The following is a 14,448-nucleotide window of genomic DNA, read 5'->3' as shown; positions in this document are numbered from 1 at the left end:
CGTCAATGCGTAAGTCCTAGTTTATTTCGCTTACCTCTATCACGGTCTTCACTGGGATGGCGTTTAGGGTTAAATATGGGAGCCACCTTTTGATTTTTATTTTAATGACATTTTCATGCTAAGCCTGTTTTATAGGAATTTACCGCCAATTTGTAAGATAAATTTTTAATTCACCCCTCAGGGATGAGCGGGCAATTATTTTCCTGTTCGGTACTGACTTTCATGCCGCAGACTGTTAGGATTTGATCACCTTTTCGCTTGTTTTTCCCTATGGAACTGCTTGATTTTATCCTCCACGTTGATGATCACCTGCTCGAATTCATTACCAATTACGGCATCTGGATTTATGGCATTCTTTTCCTGATTATTTTTGTTGAAACGGGACTGGTAGTGATGCCATTCCTGCCGGGAGACAGCCTGTTATTTGCATCAGGTGCACTAGCGGCTTCAACGGGTGCAATGGATCCATGGGTACTGATTCCGCTACTGTTCACTGCGGCAGTGCTGGGCGATACCCTGAATTATCATATTGGTAAATATATTGGGCCACGTGTATTTGAGATTGAATCACGTTTTATCAATAAAAAGCATTTGCTTGCTACCCAGCAGTTCTTTGTGAAACACGGTGGTAAAACCATTATTTTTGCCCGTTTCATTCCTTTTGCACGTACCTTTGCACCTTTTGTTGCTGGTGCGGGAAGTATGAATTACAAATATTTCCTGACTTACAATATAATCGGTGGCTTTCTCTGGATCAGTTCATTTGTGATCCTAGGTTATCTGTTTGGCAATATGCCAATCGTCAAAGACAACTTCACTCATCTGATTTTCGGTATCATTATTTTAAGTGTCATGCCAGGTGTGATTGGCTTTATTCAGCAGAAACTCAAGAAAAATAAAATCGCCTGAAAGCCTAGAATTATTGATTGAATATTTATTCTAGCCAATTAATCAGCAACGGCATCAGACAAAGCAGTAAAAACAGAGCCGACCCTTTATAAATCAGGTCGGCTTTTCTTTTTGCCGACTCTCCCGCCAGAATCGCTTGACCAAAGATCATCCAGAACAATGCAACAAGCAAGGCAATCCCAGTAAAAATCGCAAAGACTAGAACAAAGTTACTCGGACTTTCCCAAGTAGACAGCGGCAATATCCCTGTCGCCAGAAGCGCTGCTTTGGGATTTTTCAAGGTTCCCTTAAACATCTGCCAGGGACGGATCTGAGGATGACTCTGATTATATTGTTCCAGTTGCCGCGCCTTGAATAAATGGAAGGTCATCCAGCCCACACCGATTGCACTCAGCACATGCACTAATTCCTGAAAACTGGGCCAGATCGGTGAAAACAGATGAACCAGCAGAGCCCACCCATTGATCGCGTATAAATACCCCGCCAGAATGACAGGAATATACAGACTGGTTTTGGCTGTTCCCTGCTGATAGGCAGAACTGGCCACCAATGCATTGGCAGGTCCAGGGATCATTAGCACTGCTATTGTTGCAAAAACAAAGAGCCAGTTTTCAATCATGGTGGTTAAACATATCAGACAAGGTGATTACCTTAACCAATCTCGTGTTCTGATCACAAGACGGGATCTTTCAAAATTTTATGCGCATCGGTCATTTTTTCTGGTGAATACTGTGAACTGTGTCACTTGAGCAATCATTTTTAAGATAGAAAAAATGCCGACTTAAAGTCAGCATTTTTTTGATATTTAGAGGGCTATTTATTGGTGTTTTGACGGACAACAATTGGGCAAGCTTTAAATTTTGCAGCTTGTACAATAGCTTCCTGTTCACCCAGTAGACGTGCCGTTTCAGTGCGTTTGGTATTGGAAGACTGTCCCATATTCACTGATACACTCGGACCAATGCCCCAGCTACCGCGGCTGCCCCAGCCACCACCGATGCCTACCCCTACGCCGACACCTGTACGTTTAGGCGGCTCAACACCATTATCAAGATATTGCTGAATACGGTTGTATTCCCCCTGAAGCTGCTGACAGTTGAGGGTTTGATAATGAGTGGGTGAAACATAGGTCGGTTTGACCGTCGTTGCACAGGCACCCAGCAAGCTAAGTATGCTGATCGCCAGGCTTATTTTCACAAGTTTCATAGTTAACTCGATCTTAATGCTGCTCTATCTCATTGAACAATGATTGATAGGCCTGAGTCAATTTATGATCAGTTGCCAAGTGAATTAATGGCTGATTTTTTTGATGTGACTCTTTCATCAGCACCGACGGTGGCAACATGCTGTTTAGTACCGGAAGACCTTCATCTCTTAGTTGCTGTACCACTTCGCGAGGCAGTTTTGCCTGAGCCTGAAACTGGTTGACCACGATGCCTTCAATTTCCAGACGTTCGTTATGATCATCCTGAGTTTCGATGACATTCTCAATCAGAGTTTGCAAGGCCCGTTTAGAAAACACATCACAGTCAAACGGAATCAGAACACGGTCTGCAGCAATCAGGGCTGAAAGTGTAAAGAAATTAAATGCTGGCGGAGTATCAATAAACACCCGGTCATAATGCTCAGCAAGTGGTTGCAAGGCATCGCGCAGCTTGTAAATCTTATGCTTGGATTCCAGTGCATGGGCCAATGTGCCCAAACTTGGACTGGCCGGAATGACATCCAGATTTTTAAAAGGTGATTGATGCAGATAACTTTCCAGCCCTTTAGCCCGGGTCTTGAGAATGGAACCAATCGCATTACCAATTAAGCTTTTGCTCTGCTGGTTCCCCAATACATCTTCAAAATAGTTTTCAATATTCGGCTCCAGCGCCGGCTTGTCACTCGAATAAGTTGCATCATCCCCTAGTAAATACTGGCTGGAGTTTGCCTGCGGATCAAGATCGATTAACAGGGTTTTAAGCCCCTGATGCGCACTGATTGCTGCCAAATTGACTGCAATACTCGATTTCCCCACCCCACCTTTTTGATTAAAAACCACACGAGTATGCATAAACACCCCTCTTTATTTTTCTAATGATCAGTATGTTTGAGTTCATTGACTGATGAATAATTTAGCCAAAATTCGGCTTGATCATGACCAATACCATAATCGCAATAAGTGAAACCACAGCAATAAATAAGCCAGCACGGCGTTGTACCAGCAGGATTGAATCATCTTTTTTATACGCTTTGCCCAAGGATGAAATCAGCACCAGAAATAAAATAATTTTGGCATAAAACCAAGGCTGTACATCAAAATTCTTTAAAAACAGGGCAATAATCCCAGTTAAGGCAATCACGCTAATCACCAGGTGCTGCAAAGCGACCAGAAATACACGTGCTTTTGGATTCGGTTGATTGCCCTGTGTACCCATAAACAGGGTAATAGCACGCGCAAGAATGGCCACAATGGCCAGTCCTGCCGCAGACATATGAATAATCTTGACTAAAAGCTGGGTATCCATAAAGTCCTCTTAGTTTTTTGGTGCATGTGCACATTCCGGACTAGAAGTATCCTGTCCTGTCCACTCTTCAGGCAAGAAAGCATGAATTGCCAAGGCATGAATTTTATCTTTAGACAGCAAATCACCTGCCGCAGCATAGACCTTTTGATGGCGTTGTACCGCACGCAGGCCGGCAAAGGCTTCACTGACAATCACTGCCTTAAAATGCGATTCCTTACCCGGAAAATATCCACCATGACCCGAAGATTCATTCACGACTTCCAGGTAAGTAGGTGACAATTGTGCCAAACGGTCTTTCAGTTGTTGTTCTAAGCTCATGGCCTGACTCCGATTCAAGATATGGGTCCAGTATACCCTGTTCTATCCGCTATTTCGGTGCAAAAAATGTCTGCAATTATTTGATTGTGCCGAGATTTCATTAAATTTTGCATAAATTTTGTCTAATTGTCTGGAAGCACAGAGAATATTGCTTTTATTTTATGCAATCGACATAAGATTTTTCATAAAGTTATTGACCCTGTTTTTGCATGCTGTATTATACACGGCATGCGGGAATAGCTCAGTTGGTAGAGCACAACCTTGCCAAGGTTGGGGTCGCGAGTTCGAGTCTCGTTTCCCGCTCCAAATTCTTTTTTGTTCATTTTTTAAAGTAAAAAATCGATCGACCCTGCGGGAATAGCTCAGTTGGTAGAGCACAACCTTGCCAAGGTTGGGGTCGCGAGTTCGAGTCTCGTTTCCCGCTCCAAATTCAAAAAGCCCTGATCGAAAGATTGGGGCTTTTTCGTTGTTGATTTTAAATAACATTTTTTCTTTCAGTCTATAAAGCTATCAGCTTCAAAGTGAGTAAAAAGTTAAGTTAGATCAGTTAAGAGTGGGCTTACGTGACCAAAAGTGACCAAAACGTGCCCTATCAATGTCAACTATAGATCAACATGTTTAAGTTTTTGCATGAATTCTACTCAATATGAACTGAGTAATTTTTAAAAAAACCTGAAGCACTCCCTTATGGCTTTCATTAAAGCTTTTTAATCTCTTATAAAAAATGGTGACCAAATTTGGTCACCAAAAATACTTAATAAAAACAATATACTAACTAGAAAATTATTAAATTATATGACGCTTTTTATTAGCAATAATTATTCATCTGGCTTGAACTTTAATAAATCACCAACGTCTACATTTAACAATACGCACAATTTTTCTAATGTTTCAAAATCAATACGAGTTGATTGACCATTATAAAGCTTATGTAAAGTCGTCTTACTCATTCCGGTTGCCCGAGCTACATCTGCCACTTTCATTCTTCGTTCCGCCAAAAGAACAGGCAAGTTACAAACTATCATTAATTACCACCATTGTGTAATAAAGTACTTGCATGATGTATTAAACGCATTTATTATTGCATTGTGATCTTAAATAACACCATTGTGATACTTTATAAAAGGATACAAACATGAATCTTACTTATATTACTACAAAAGAATTGGCAGAACGAATCCATTATAACGAACGTACCATTCGTAATCAGTTAAAGGATAGCGTTCTAATCGAAGGTATTCATTACATCCGCCCTTTTGGTGGACGCAAAATTTTATATGTATGGGAGCGTATTGAAGAAGATATGACTAAAACCACTTTAGGCTCGCTACACAGCCTACAACTTCAATAAGGAGGATATTATTATGGCTGCCATCCGTACTAGATACGGTAAGTTATGTGTCGATTTTCGATACTTAAACATCCGTTGTCGTGAAACAACAGCTCTTGAAGACAATGCTCCGAATCGCAAAAAGCTTGAAAAAGTGATTGAGCGAATGGAAGCGGAAATCTTATTGGGTATTTTTGACTATGCTAAGTACTTTCCAAAAAGTTCTCGTTTGAAAGAAATCAAAAATGCAGAAAACAGAGTAAATGAAATCAGCTCTAAAACACCTCTATTTTCAAAGTTCTGTGAAATCTGGTTCACTGATAAAGAAATAGAGTGGCGTACAAGTTATAAGGAGAAAATTCAAATTGTAATCAAAAAGTACTTGATCCCTTTTTTTGGCGCAATTCCTGTTATTAATATTAAAAAGTCAGACATTCTTGGATTCCGTTCATCCCTCGCCAAAGTGACTCACGGAAAAAACCAAGAATGCCTTTCACCATCAAGAATCAACCAGATTATGATAGTGCTTCGTATGATACTCGATAGTGCTGCCGAACGATATGAATTTGATAGCCCTTATAAAAATATCAAGAACTTAAAGCAAGGAAAGATTGAAGTAACACCTTTTTCATTAAAGGAAGTACACGCAATCCTTGCCACAGTTCGTGATGATTTTAAGCCTTATTATACTGTTCGATTTTTCACAGGTATGCGCACCAGTGAGATCGATGGCTTGCAATGGAAAAATGTGGACTTACAACGTCGGGAAATCCACATTCGTGAAGCATTGGTGAATGGGGAGCTTGGTGGAACCAAAACTTATGGTTCTGACCGCACGATCCAGATGAGTGATCGGGTTTATCAGGCCTTTCTGCAACAAAAAAGCTTAAATTCTGGAAAATCAGAATTTGTATTTTGTAATCGCGATGGTGGGCCGCTTGATTATCGCCTGGTCAATAAGCGTGTCTGGCATCCCCTGCTACGCTATTTAGGGCTAAAACCTCGTCGTGCTTATCAAACACGTCATACTGCAGCTACGCTCTGGCTGTCGGCAGGCGAGAACCCAGAATGGATTGCACGCCAGCTGGGACATTCAACGACTGAAATGCTATTCCGGGTCTATAGCCGTTACATCCCTAATGTTACGCGCCGCGATGGTAGTGCTTTTGAAGCCATGCTGGAGAGACTGAATACAGAGAAGCTTGTCCATGAACAGTAAAGCTTTTTTTGGCGGCGTAGTCGTTAGCCCAGAAGCAGATATGGTCGCTCGTGAATTAATCCATGAGCTACACATTCCCAAACTGCACAATCTGGCCTTTTTGCTGGAAATCAATAAATGCTTCGATGATCACCAAGCATTAAGACTCTGGCTACAGCGAATGCTGGATGAAGGGCAAGCTCATTACGATGACTTGGCTCAACAGGCCCGTTTCCGGTTAATGAGCCTAGCTCACTAATAAAACAATCATAAAAGGTCATCAAATCGATGACCTTAGCCCCTCTATACCTATAAAAAGGTGAACACATGCATAAAGATATTTCAATTTGGATGCCACTCTATATTGGCGACCTACAGGCAAAATTTGCACGAATGACGGCAGAACAAATTGGTGCGGCACTGCTGTTAATGATGGATTTCTGGAAAAATGGTGCCATTCCTCACGACCTAGCGACTGTTTGTAGCATCACGAAATTACCGCAGCACACCAAGGCTAAAACTTTGTTAAATACGCTGATGGCCCTAGAATTGTTTGAAGTCGAGTCTGAGCAGATTCATTCAAATTTCTTAAGCAGTTTAAAAAGCCAAGCATTGCAAAATCAGCAAATGAAATCTGATAAAGCTAAAAATGCAGCTCAAGTACGTTGGGGGAAATCCGCAAGTAATGCTCAAGCATCAGCCAAGCAACGAAAAGTAAATGCTCAAGCAGCTCCTGAGAAGAACCCGAGTATTACTCAAGTCATGCTTGAACCATGCCCTTCATCTTCATCTTCATCTTCATCTTCATCTTCATCTTCAAATTTTGAAGAAAAAAATGAGGATTTTTTAGAAAATTCCAAATGGATTTAGGAGAGTGATCATGAATACCATGCTTAAAACGCTCCAGTTTCGCACAGAAACAACGGAAACACTTTGCCCTACCCATCATATACCCCTGATGGAAATCGCTGGTCACAAGCTATGTAAATTGTGTGCCAAAGAAACCGTCCATCACTCACATGCAGCCTATGCAGATGAGTTGCAACAGCGATTGCTACAACAGAAAATCAAAAACTCAGGGCTCAATAAACGCTACCTGGATCGTGGCTTCAAGAATTATGTAGTTGCATGTCCTGCACAAGACAATGCCATCAAACTATGTCAGGCTTTTGCACAGCAGATTATTTCTGACCATTATCCAAACCTACTGCTCATTGGTACACCGGGTACAGGAAAGACTCATCTGAGTGCGTCAATCATTCGCAACATTCTGCATAACAGTACAAAATCTGCACGCTACTATACCAGCGCAGAAATTGCTCAAAAAATGATGGATACCTGGTCAGATGCTTCACGCTCTGAGAAAGAAGTCATCGACCATTTCTCCAGTTTTGATTTATTGGTGATTGATGAATATGGCCTGCATGACCGGCATGAAAAACGCCTGGAGATGGTGCATAAGGTCTTATATAGCCGTTATGACAACATGAAATCTACTCTGCTGATTTCCAACTTCACAGTCCAAAATATGCAGCGAGATTTAGGTGTCCGATTATGGTCACGATTACATGAAAACAATTTGATTGTAGTACCGTGTTATTGGGATGATAGACGCATCACCGGATAAAAGAAGTCTTTACTACCGCCAATTATCTTATTGATATAATTGGCATTTTTTATAATTAATTTCTAAAAATCTCAACTTTATTCTCTAAAATATAGACAGAAAAATTCTAGAAAAAGAGAGGAAATCCTATCATTTTATGTTGAAAATCATAAAGTTCATTAATGAATTACCGGTATCAAAATAATTACTACCGAATAGCGTACTTATTAATAGGACTTACGCAAAGACGACCGAAGGCGAGTTATCTTAATCAATTTTTGAGCTTACAAGCAGGGGTTACGATGAAAATTTTTTGGTTTATACCGACACATGGCGACAGTCGTTATTTAGGCACGAGTAAAGGGGCAAGAACCGTTGACCATACCTATATGAAGCAAATTGCAGTGGCAGCCGATAACCTTGGCTATGAGGGCGTGTTGATTCCGACAGGTCGCTCATGTGAAGACCCTTGGTTGGTCGCCGCTAGTCTCATTGATGCGACCACTCGCTTAAAGTTTTTGGTGGCATTACGCCCTGGGGTGACGACACCCGCGCTTGCTGCTCGCATGACAGGCACCTTTGATCGATTATCAAATGGTCGATTGCTGCTTAATCTGGTCACAGGCGGCGATGAACAAGAGCTTAAAGGCGATGGCATCTTTGAAGACCACGCGACGCGTTATCAGACAGCCAGTGAATACACCACGATTTGGCGAGAGATTTTGACTCGCTCGCACACAGGCGAATCCTTTACTTTTAACGGTGAACGCTTGCAAGTAGAAGATGCTAAATTGCTGTACCCCCCTCTACAACAGCCATATCCGCCCTTGTGGTTTGGCGGTTCATCTGAGGCGGCGCAAACACTGGCTGCCGAACAAGTTGACAGTTATTTGACGTGGGGTGAGCCGCCTGCCGCCGTCAAAGAGAAGATTGAGCAGCTTAAAACCAAAGCCGCTGCCAAAGGTCGTACATTAAGCTATGGTATTCGTCTGCACGTGATTGTGCGTGAAACCAATGAAGCCGCTTGGCAAGCCGCTGATGAATTATTGAGTCATGTGAATGACGACACCATTGCCGCTGCCCAAGCCAAATTTGCCCAAATGGACTCGGTGGGACAACAACGTATGGCAGCCTTGCATGGCGGTCGCCGTGATAACTTAGAAATTTCGCCCAACTTATGGGCAGGGATTGGACTGGTACGTGGTGGCGCAGGCACCGCACTGGTGGGCGACCCACAAACTGTTGCCGCGCGTATTCAAGAGTATGCCGATTTGGGCATTGATAACTTTATTTTTTCAGGCTATCCACACTTAGAAGAGGCGTATCGGTTTGCTGAATTGGTTTTCCCATTATTACCGAAAGACACCCAAAACACCTTGGTCAAGCCAAATTTGACAGGACCGTTTGGTGAGATTGTCGCTAATAACTATGCACCACCGCAACAAACCCGTGACACTGCAACCCCAAAAACACCTACCACTGCTGCACCTAAACACGCCATCGCCTCTTAAATTCATCTTAAAGACATATTAAAGGCGTCTTCAATGCTTGTGATAAAACGTGCTAATTAAAGCACGTTTTTCGCTTCGTCTATACCTATCATTAGACACCTATCATCCGACAGGGTGTGTGGAATCCACCCTAGCCATGATAAACATCTTTTAACTGATAAACCTTTTAACTGATAGACTTTGTTTTAAAAAGTGGTAGCCAGTTATACGGTGAGATTAGACCAGCAAGCTACTTTGCTAAAGTTAATCATCAAGGTGTCAATATCCCAACTTTTTTAGCAAATGCAACACAGGAAAAATGACTTCTCTATAGCTAGGTTATATTCGGGATGTGAATAACCTATTGATAGTAATGAATATTTTTTAAGCCAACACTGTTAGTTTTACGGTCTCTAGTATGTCATTTTTTAATCAATAGCTTAGTTGTGTAATTTTATGGGTGATAAAAGTTATTTTAACGCTTTTGCTTTTTGCGGCTTATATAATAAAAAAGATTTAAATTTTAAATCATAAAACAATGGGATAAATAAATTTAAATCATGCACTTCAATTAATGATCAACTAACTATAAGGGCAATAAATATGACAACTGAAAACAATGAAAAACTTTCTTTATTAGACGATGTGGCATTAAAAGCCCAAATGCTCATGGCAAATCTAAAAGAGGGCGCTAATGATGGCTATGACCATTCTGTCACCAGTGCCGGTGAAAAGGGCTTAAAATCAGGCAAAGTGTCTGAACTCACCGCCATCGCCCCCTTGACCAAAGATGGGGCAGCTCGTATCAAGCGAATTTTGGAAATTACCAAAGGCAATCTTGCAGGGGCGACCAATGTAGGCACCTTGCATGATTTGCGGTTGGTGTTTTTAGACAATGATACTAAGCTACTGTTTTGTACCGCCTATGATGGCGATTGGGATGCTTACATCAACGACTTTGCTACCAAAATTCCAGAACTCATGGATTTGATTTTTGGCAATGTAGAGGGTTGGCCTGGGATTAAAAGCCCGACTGTCAAGCAATTTATCCTTGACCATCAGATTACCGCTACCGGTTGGTATGTAGGTGTACCGCATCTGACGGTTCGTGATATTGCGCGTAATGACAAAATCGTGCGTGGCATTAATAAAGCCATTGAACAAGCCCAATAAGCCCGCTTAGAACCTGTATTCACCATATCACGTTTATCAGCGTACTATTCTAACCGTACTCTGAACGGGCAAGCTTTAGGTTAAAATTTCGATACAAAAGCGATTTGTTCAGTGATTTTACCATAAGCAAGCGATATTTAGCGTGGTGTATGGTGAACAAGCTTTCAGCATCAAATTTTTAAGATTCTCTGCTAGGAACGACCATGAATAACGACAACCCAGCGAATGAAAGCCTACTTGGCAAATTAAAAACCCATCTACAAGATGGTATCGAGCATGGTATAGAGGCCGTTAAAGACAAACTTGAACACAGCGATACACCCGCTGAAAAAGGCAGTGTCAAAGAACGGGTACACGAAGCGAAACAAAAAATCGGCACGCAGCTGCACAGCGTCATGACACGGGCAACGAACGCTATCTATCCCAATATCGCCACGATGGAGCTTGAGGATATTCAAGCTATTATTTTGCATGACCGCCCTGCGCCTTACTACGGCACGCTTGTCGCGCTAAAAGTCAATGACAGCAACGCGGGTCGTGAATTACTAAAAGCGGTATTACCAAACGTCACAGGCTCAAAAAATTTCCAAAAAGATATGGATGCCAATTTGACCATTGTGATGACGTATAAGGGGCTAAAAGCTTTAGGCTTACCGCAAAGCTCGCTTGATTCTTTCCCAGAAAATTTCAAAGCAGGTATGGCAGGCCGCTCCGATATCTTGGGTGACAAAGGCGATAATGACCCTAGCAACTGGCTTGCGCCATTTGGTGATAAAGGCGATATTCATATTTGCGGCGCGGTGATTGCCAATAGCCAAGAAAAATGGCAAGCCAAACTTGCCGAACTTAAACAGACGTTTGCCCCTTATCTAGATACCAGCCGTAACGCGATCGAAATCTTAGTGGAACATGATTTTGGCGTAGATGGTGACGTCAAAAACGTGTTTGGTTATCGCGATGGCATCAGTAACCCAGAAGTTGATGGCAGTGGTATCAGCCTTGAAAATAACACCGAACGTCCGATTGCGGCGGGTGAATTTGTGTTAGGTTATAAAGGTGAAGCGGGCGTGGTACCTCCCATGCCACAGCCTGAAGTATTGGGAAAAAACGGTTCGTTTATGGTACTGCGAAAATACCGCAGTAATGTCGCTGACTTTCACCGCTATTGCCTTGAACAAAGCGACAATGACCCAGCTAAAGCCGATAAATTGGGGGCAAAAATGTTTGGTCGCTGGCGTTCGGGTGCCCCCATCACCCTAAGCCCAGACCATGATGATGAAGCCCTCGGCAAAGACAATGTAGCAAACAATAAATTTGACTACACGGACGATCCCTATGGCAAAGGCTGCCCGTTTGGTGCCCATGCTCGCCGTATGAACCCCCGCAATACCAAAGATTTTATTCTAAGCGATGTGCGTCTTCACCGTATCATCCGCCGTAGTGTATCGTATGGCGATATCGTGCCGCCCAACGTGACCCAAGACGATGGTCAAGAGCGGGGGTTATTTTTTATCGGTATCAACGCCCATGCCATGGACACGCTTGAGTTTTTGCAAAGCCAATGGATTAATGACGGCAACTTTATGAACCTTGGGGAAGAACGTGACCCAATGCTAGGCGTACACGCAGGTAGTGACGCTGATAGCGATGTGTTCACCGTACCCGATGAGCCAATTCGTAAGCGTCATACCAATATTTTGCAATTTAATACCCTACAAGGCGGTGAATATCTTTTTGTACCGAGCTTGTCGGCACTCAAATGGATGAGTGAGCTTAACGAAAATTCATATTAGAGTAAATCTAAATAAAAAAAGGTTAGGTGGGTTTAGTAAACCTAACCTGATAAAAATAACAAAGGACAATCATCATGTTAAATAAATTATTCGGTCGTCGTTATGCCAAGTTTGACCCAGCCATCGACCAGCTTACTAGCGACGATGAAAAAGCCATCGACCAAATCACCGCAGATATTCGTGACTATATCGGCAAATCAGACACGGTTAGCAAAATCAATTATCACACCCGAGATGCCCACGCTAAAGGCTACTGTGCATTAAAAGCCAACTTTGAGATTTTACCAAAACTGCCCAAAGAATATGCCCAAGGTATCTATGCCAAACCCGCTCGTCATGAAGCAGTGATTCGTTTTTCTAACGGCTCATCTCGTGTGGCTGCCGACAACAAGTTGGGGCTTTCTCAAGGGTTGGCGATTAAAGTCTTTGGTGTCAAAGGCGACAAATTACTGCCAGATGAGCCAGATAGCCCAAACTTTGACTACAATCTGATTAATTTTCCTATTTTCTTTTGTAATACTATCCAAGACTATAGTTATATTTCACGGCTATTTTTACAATTAAATGATTATTTTGCCAAAGGCGCGAAAGGGCAAGCCAAATTTGCCTTTGACTGGATTACCCAATATGGCAAAAAACTGCCATCCAAAGAATCCCTCAAGACTTTTAGGGCTTTTAGTAAGTTTAAAACCATCAAACCGCAAAATACCTTGTTATACAGTTTTTACTCACAAGGGGCGGTGCGTCATGGCGACTATATGGCGAAAATCCGTGTCGCCCCGACCAAAGCGTCACAAGCCAAAATCAAACGCCGAGATCTCGATGTCAATGCCACCAGCGAGGCGATTCGTCCTCTGATTTTACAAGAAATCCGTCAGCACGATTATGAGTTTGATGTGCAAATCCAGCTGTGCCGTAACTTAAAAGACCAACCCATTAATGACTTGACCAAAGAATGGGATGAAAAAGACGCCCCGTTTGTGACAGTGGCAAAACTCACCATCCCTTGCCAAGATGTGCCGGATGACGGTAATTTTGACATTATGGAACACTTGTCATTTACCCCGTTTCGCTGTATTGAAGCCAACCGTCCGATTGGTAATTTGCAACATGCGCGACTGCGTGCCTATCAGACCGCCTCGACCACTCGCCATCGTTTAAATCATAAAAAACGTGCCGAGCCAATCAATCTAAAACAGGCATTTGATAAAGATTTTTATAACCTTTAAATTTGGCAAAAAACCAGTAGCGGGGCGGTTATGGGGGCATTGTTTGGGGTAAAATTTCACCCATTGGGTAAAAAACTACATCGCCTTTAATCATTCAAAAACCGTTAGCCTGTGACTGGGCTAACGGTTTTTTACCTTTTTACGCCATTAAACTGGCTTTGTTGCATAAATATGTAAGCATCTGATTTAAATAAATTTAATTTTGGATCAAAAAATAATCAAAACTTTTAAAATCAAATAGTTATGAAATCTTTGTGCAACAAAGCCGATTGAAAATCAGATGCGTCCCTGGGCGTTGGGGCGCAAGAACTGGCTGTTTGCAGGTTCGCTGCGCAGTGGTCAGCGAGCGGCAAACATCATGACGTTAATCCAGTCAGCAAAGCTGAATGGCTTGGATCCGTATGCCTATTTAAGTGATGTGCTGAAAAGGCTGCCGACACACAAAGTGACCCAAATTGAAGAGTTACTGCCACACCGCTGGAAACCTAAATCGAATTAAAAAATAGGCATGGGGTTCAGCGGACGCTTACGTTCAGCGGACGCTTACTGCCTATTTAAGTGATGTGCTGAAAAGGCTGCCGACGCATAAAGCGACCCAAATTGAAGAGTTACTGCCACACCGCTGGAAACCTAAATCGAATTAAAAAATAGGCATGGGGTTCAGCGGACGCTTACTGCCTATTTAAGTGATGTGCTGAAAAGGTTACCGACACATAAAGTGACCCAGATTGAAGAGTTACTGCCACACTGCTGGAAACCTAAATTGAATTAAAAATTGGTATGGGATTCAGCGGACACTTACTATACTTATCAAAAATTGATTCCTGTTTGGTTTTAATTACCATTAAAAAAAGCTCAAAAATACTATATATAGTAGACCTCTTGCGAAAGT

At 42.2% G+C, this 14,448-nt stretch carries 16 protein-coding genes, 2 tRNA genes and 3 pseudogenes; 15 read left to right on the top strand and 6 right to left on the bottom strand.

Annotation, left to right across the window (positions count from 1 at the left end):
• The first annotated feature begins 270 nt into the window (after window positions 1-270).
• Window positions 271-909: a DedA family protein gene (locus B3Q46_RS02900; RefSeq protein ID WP_004780651.1), complete on the top strand. Its 639-nt coding sequence runs from the start codon at window positions 271-273 to the stop codon at window positions 907-909.
• A 25-nt stretch (window positions 910-934) separates the two neighbouring features.
• Here the strand turns inward: B3Q46_RS02900 and B3Q46_RS02895 are convergent, their stop codons facing one another.
• From B3Q46_RS02895 to B3Q46_RS02875, 5 genes are all read right to left on the bottom strand, one after another.
• Window positions 935-1,528, bottom strand: coding sequence for a threonine transporter RhtB (locus B3Q46_RS02895; protein ID WP_286713324.1), 594 nt, complete (start codon window positions 1,526-1,528; stop codon window positions 935-937).
• A gap of 194 nt (window positions 1,529-1,722) precedes the next feature.
• Window positions 1,723-2,115 (bottom strand): hypothetical protein, encoded by a 393-nt coding sequence (locus B3Q46_RS02890; protein WP_286713322.1) that lies wholly within the window; start codon window positions 2,113-2,115, stop codon window positions 1,723-1,725.
• Between the two features lie 13 nt (window positions 2,116-2,128).
• A complete protein-coding gene (locus B3Q46_RS02885; RefSeq protein ID WP_005233323.1) occupies window positions 2,129-2,965 on the bottom strand; it encodes a ParA family protein in 837 nt (278 codons plus the stop codon).
• A gap of 61 nt (window positions 2,966-3,026) precedes the next feature.
• Window positions 3,027-3,419 carry a SirB2 family protein gene (locus tag B3Q46_RS02880; RefSeq protein ID WP_005233322.1) on the bottom strand — a complete coding sequence of 131 codons (393 nt, stop codon included), beginning with the start codon at window positions 3,417-3,419 and terminating at the stop codon, window positions 3,027-3,029.
• A gap of 9 nt (window positions 3,420-3,428) precedes the next feature.
• Window positions 3,429-3,737, bottom strand: a complete 309-nt coding sequence (locus B3Q46_RS02875) for a BolA family protein (RefSeq protein WP_004780643.1) — start codon at window positions 3,735-3,737, stop codon at window positions 3,429-3,431.
• Window positions 3,738-3,967: 230 nt separating this feature from the next.
• Here B3Q46_RS02875 and B3Q46_RS02870 point away from each other — a divergent pair.
• A tRNA-Gly gene (locus B3Q46_RS02870) sits at window positions 3,968-4,043 on the top strand.
• A 45-nt stretch (window positions 4,044-4,088) separates the two neighbouring features.
• Window positions 4,089-4,164: transfer RNA gene (locus B3Q46_RS02865), tRNA-Gly, on the top strand.
• Between the two features lie 391 nt (window positions 4,165-4,555).
• Here B3Q46_RS02865 and B3Q46_RS02860 read toward each other — a convergent pair.
• Window positions 4,556-4,762 carry a helix-turn-helix domain-containing protein gene (locus tag B3Q46_RS02860; RefSeq protein WP_004280956.1) on the bottom strand — a complete coding sequence of 69 codons (207 nt, stop codon included), beginning with the start codon at window positions 4,760-4,762 and terminating at the stop codon, window positions 4,556-4,558.
• 110 nt (window positions 4,763-4,872) lie between these two features.
• Between B3Q46_RS02860 and B3Q46_RS02855 the strand changes: the two genes are divergently transcribed.
• From B3Q46_RS02855 to B3Q46_RS02800, 12 genes and pseudogenes are all read left to right on the top strand, one after another.
• Window positions 4,873-5,088: a hypothetical protein gene (locus B3Q46_RS02855; RefSeq protein WP_001054887.1), complete on the top strand. Its 216-nt coding sequence runs from the start codon at window positions 4,873-4,875 to the stop codon at window positions 5,086-5,088.
• A gap of 13 nt (window positions 5,089-5,101) precedes the next feature.
• Window positions 5,102-6,286, top strand: coding sequence for a site-specific integrase (locus B3Q46_RS02850; RefSeq protein WP_004883936.1), 1,185 nt, complete (start codon window positions 5,102-5,104; stop codon window positions 6,284-6,286).
• Window positions 6,276-6,524: a hypothetical protein gene (locus B3Q46_RS02845; RefSeq protein ID WP_001084944.1), complete on the top strand. Its 249-nt coding sequence runs from the start codon at window positions 6,276-6,278 to the stop codon at window positions 6,522-6,524. The genes B3Q46_RS02850 and B3Q46_RS02845 overlap by 11 nt, the downstream gene beginning before the upstream one ends.
• Before the next feature lie 68 nt (window positions 6,525-6,592).
• Window positions 6,593-7,135: a DUF1376 domain-containing protein gene (locus B3Q46_RS02840; RefSeq protein ID WP_004883937.1), complete on the top strand. Its 543-nt coding sequence runs from the start codon at window positions 6,593-6,595 to the stop codon at window positions 7,133-7,135.
• A gap of 10 nt (window positions 7,136-7,145) precedes the next feature.
• Window positions 7,146-7,892: an ATP-binding protein gene (locus B3Q46_RS02835; RefSeq protein WP_002058176.1), complete on the top strand. Its 747-nt coding sequence runs from the start codon at window positions 7,146-7,148 to the stop codon at window positions 7,890-7,892.
• A 281-nt stretch (window positions 7,893-8,173) separates the two neighbouring features.
• Complete coding sequence (gene ssuD / locus B3Q46_RS02830) at window positions 8,174-9,382, top strand: FMNH2-dependent alkanesulfonate monooxygenase (RefSeq protein WP_004883940.1); 1,209 nt, start codon at window positions 8,174-8,176, stop codon at window positions 9,380-9,382.
• Window positions 9,383-9,964: 582 nt separating this feature from the next.
• The gene (locus B3Q46_RS02825) at window positions 9,965-10,534 is read left to right on the top strand and encodes a hypothetical protein (protein ID WP_004280952.1); all 570 of its coding nucleotides are present in this window, start codon (window positions 9,965-9,967) and stop codon (window positions 10,532-10,534) included.
• Between the two features lie 203 nt (window positions 10,535-10,737).
• Window positions 10,738-12,327, top strand: coding sequence for a Dyp-type peroxidase (locus B3Q46_RS02820; protein WP_005233314.1), 1,590 nt, complete (start codon window positions 10,738-10,740; stop codon window positions 12,325-12,327).
• Between the two features lie 74 nt (window positions 12,328-12,401).
• Complete coding sequence (locus B3Q46_RS02815) at window positions 12,402-13,556, top strand: catalase family protein (RefSeq protein ID WP_005233312.1); 1,155 nt, start codon at window positions 12,402-12,404, stop codon at window positions 13,554-13,556.
• 268 nt (window positions 13,557-13,824) lie between these two features.
• Window positions 13,825-14,055: pseudogene (locus B3Q46_RS02810) on the top strand (transposase domain-containing protein); the annotation flags it as partial.
• 49 nt (window positions 14,056-14,104) lie between these two features.
• Window positions 14,105-14,200, top strand: a pseudogene (locus tag B3Q46_RS02805) (transposase domain-containing protein); the annotation flags it as partial.
• Between the two features lie 32 nt (window positions 14,201-14,232).
• Window positions 14,233-14,328, top strand: a pseudogene (locus B3Q46_RS02800) (transposase domain-containing protein); the annotation flags it as partial.
• Window positions 14,329-14,448: the final 120 nt, after the last annotated feature.

The organism is Acinetobacter sp. UBA2581 (assembly GCF_002339435.1).
GTDB lineage: Bacteria > Pseudomonadota > Gammaproteobacteria > Pseudomonadales > Moraxellaceae > Acinetobacter > Acinetobacter variabilis.
The sequence above is the reverse complement of the archived record's forward strand: the minus strand, read 5'-3'. Positions and strand labels throughout refer to the sequence as shown.

Bases quoted from the DNA above. Each gene is read 5' to 3' on its own strand.
- B3Q46_RS02860 (WP_004280956.1), bottom strand. From the start codon at position 4,762: ATGATAGTTTGTAACTTGCCTGTTCTTTTGGCGGAACGAAGAATGAAA.
- B3Q46_RS02845 (WP_001084944.1), top strand. From the start codon at position 6,276: ATGAACAGTAAAGCTTTTTTTGGCGGCGTAGTCGTTAGCCCAGAAGCA.
- B3Q46_RS02900 (WP_004780651.1), top strand. From the start codon at position 271: ATGGAACTGCTTGATTTTATCCTCCACGTTGATGATCACCTGCTCGAA.
- B3Q46_RS02855 (WP_001054887.1), top strand. From the start codon at position 4,873: ATGAATCTTACTTATATTACTACAAAAGAATTGGCAGAACGAATCCAT.
- B3Q46_RS02815 (WP_005233312.1), top strand. From the start codon at position 12,402: ATGTTAAATAAATTATTCGGTCGTCGTTATGCCAAGTTTGACCCAGCC.
- B3Q46_RS02885 (WP_005233323.1), bottom strand. From the start codon at position 2,965: ATGCATACTCGTGTGGTTTTTAATCAAAAAGGTGGGGTGGGGAAATCG.
- B3Q46_RS02875 (WP_004780643.1), bottom strand. From the start codon at position 3,737: ATGAGCTTAGAACAACAACTGAAAGACCGTTTGGCACAATTGTCACCT.
- B3Q46_RS02850 (WP_004883936.1), top strand. From the start codon at position 5,102: ATGGCTGCCATCCGTACTAGATACGGTAAGTTATGTGTCGATTTTCGA.
- B3Q46_RS02820 (WP_005233314.1), top strand. From the start codon at position 10,738: ATGAATAACGACAACCCAGCGAATGAAAGCCTACTTGGCAAATTAAAA.
- B3Q46_RS02825 (WP_004280952.1), top strand. From the start codon at position 9,965: ATGACAACTGAAAACAATGAAAAACTTTCTTTATTAGACGATGTGGCA.
- B3Q46_RS02835 (WP_002058176.1), top strand. From the start codon at position 7,146: ATGAATACCATGCTTAAAACGCTCCAGTTTCGCACAGAAACAACGGAA.
- B3Q46_RS02880 (WP_005233322.1), bottom strand. From the start codon at position 3,419: ATGGATACCCAGCTTTTAGTCAAGATTATTCATATGTCTGCGGCAGGA.
- B3Q46_RS02840 (WP_004883937.1), top strand. From the start codon at position 6,593: ATGCATAAAGATATTTCAATTTGGATGCCACTCTATATTGGCGACCTA.
- B3Q46_RS02890 (WP_286713322.1), bottom strand. From the start codon at position 2,115: ATGAAACTTGTGAAAATAAGCCTGGCGATCAGCATACTTAGCTTGCTG.
- B3Q46_RS02895 (WP_286713324.1), bottom strand. From the start codon at position 1,528: ATGATTGAAAACTGGCTCTTTGTTTTTGCAACAATAGCAGTGCTAATG.
- ssuD (WP_004883940.1), top strand. From the start codon at position 8,174: ATGAAAATTTTTTGGTTTATACCGACACATGGCGACAGTCGTTATTTA.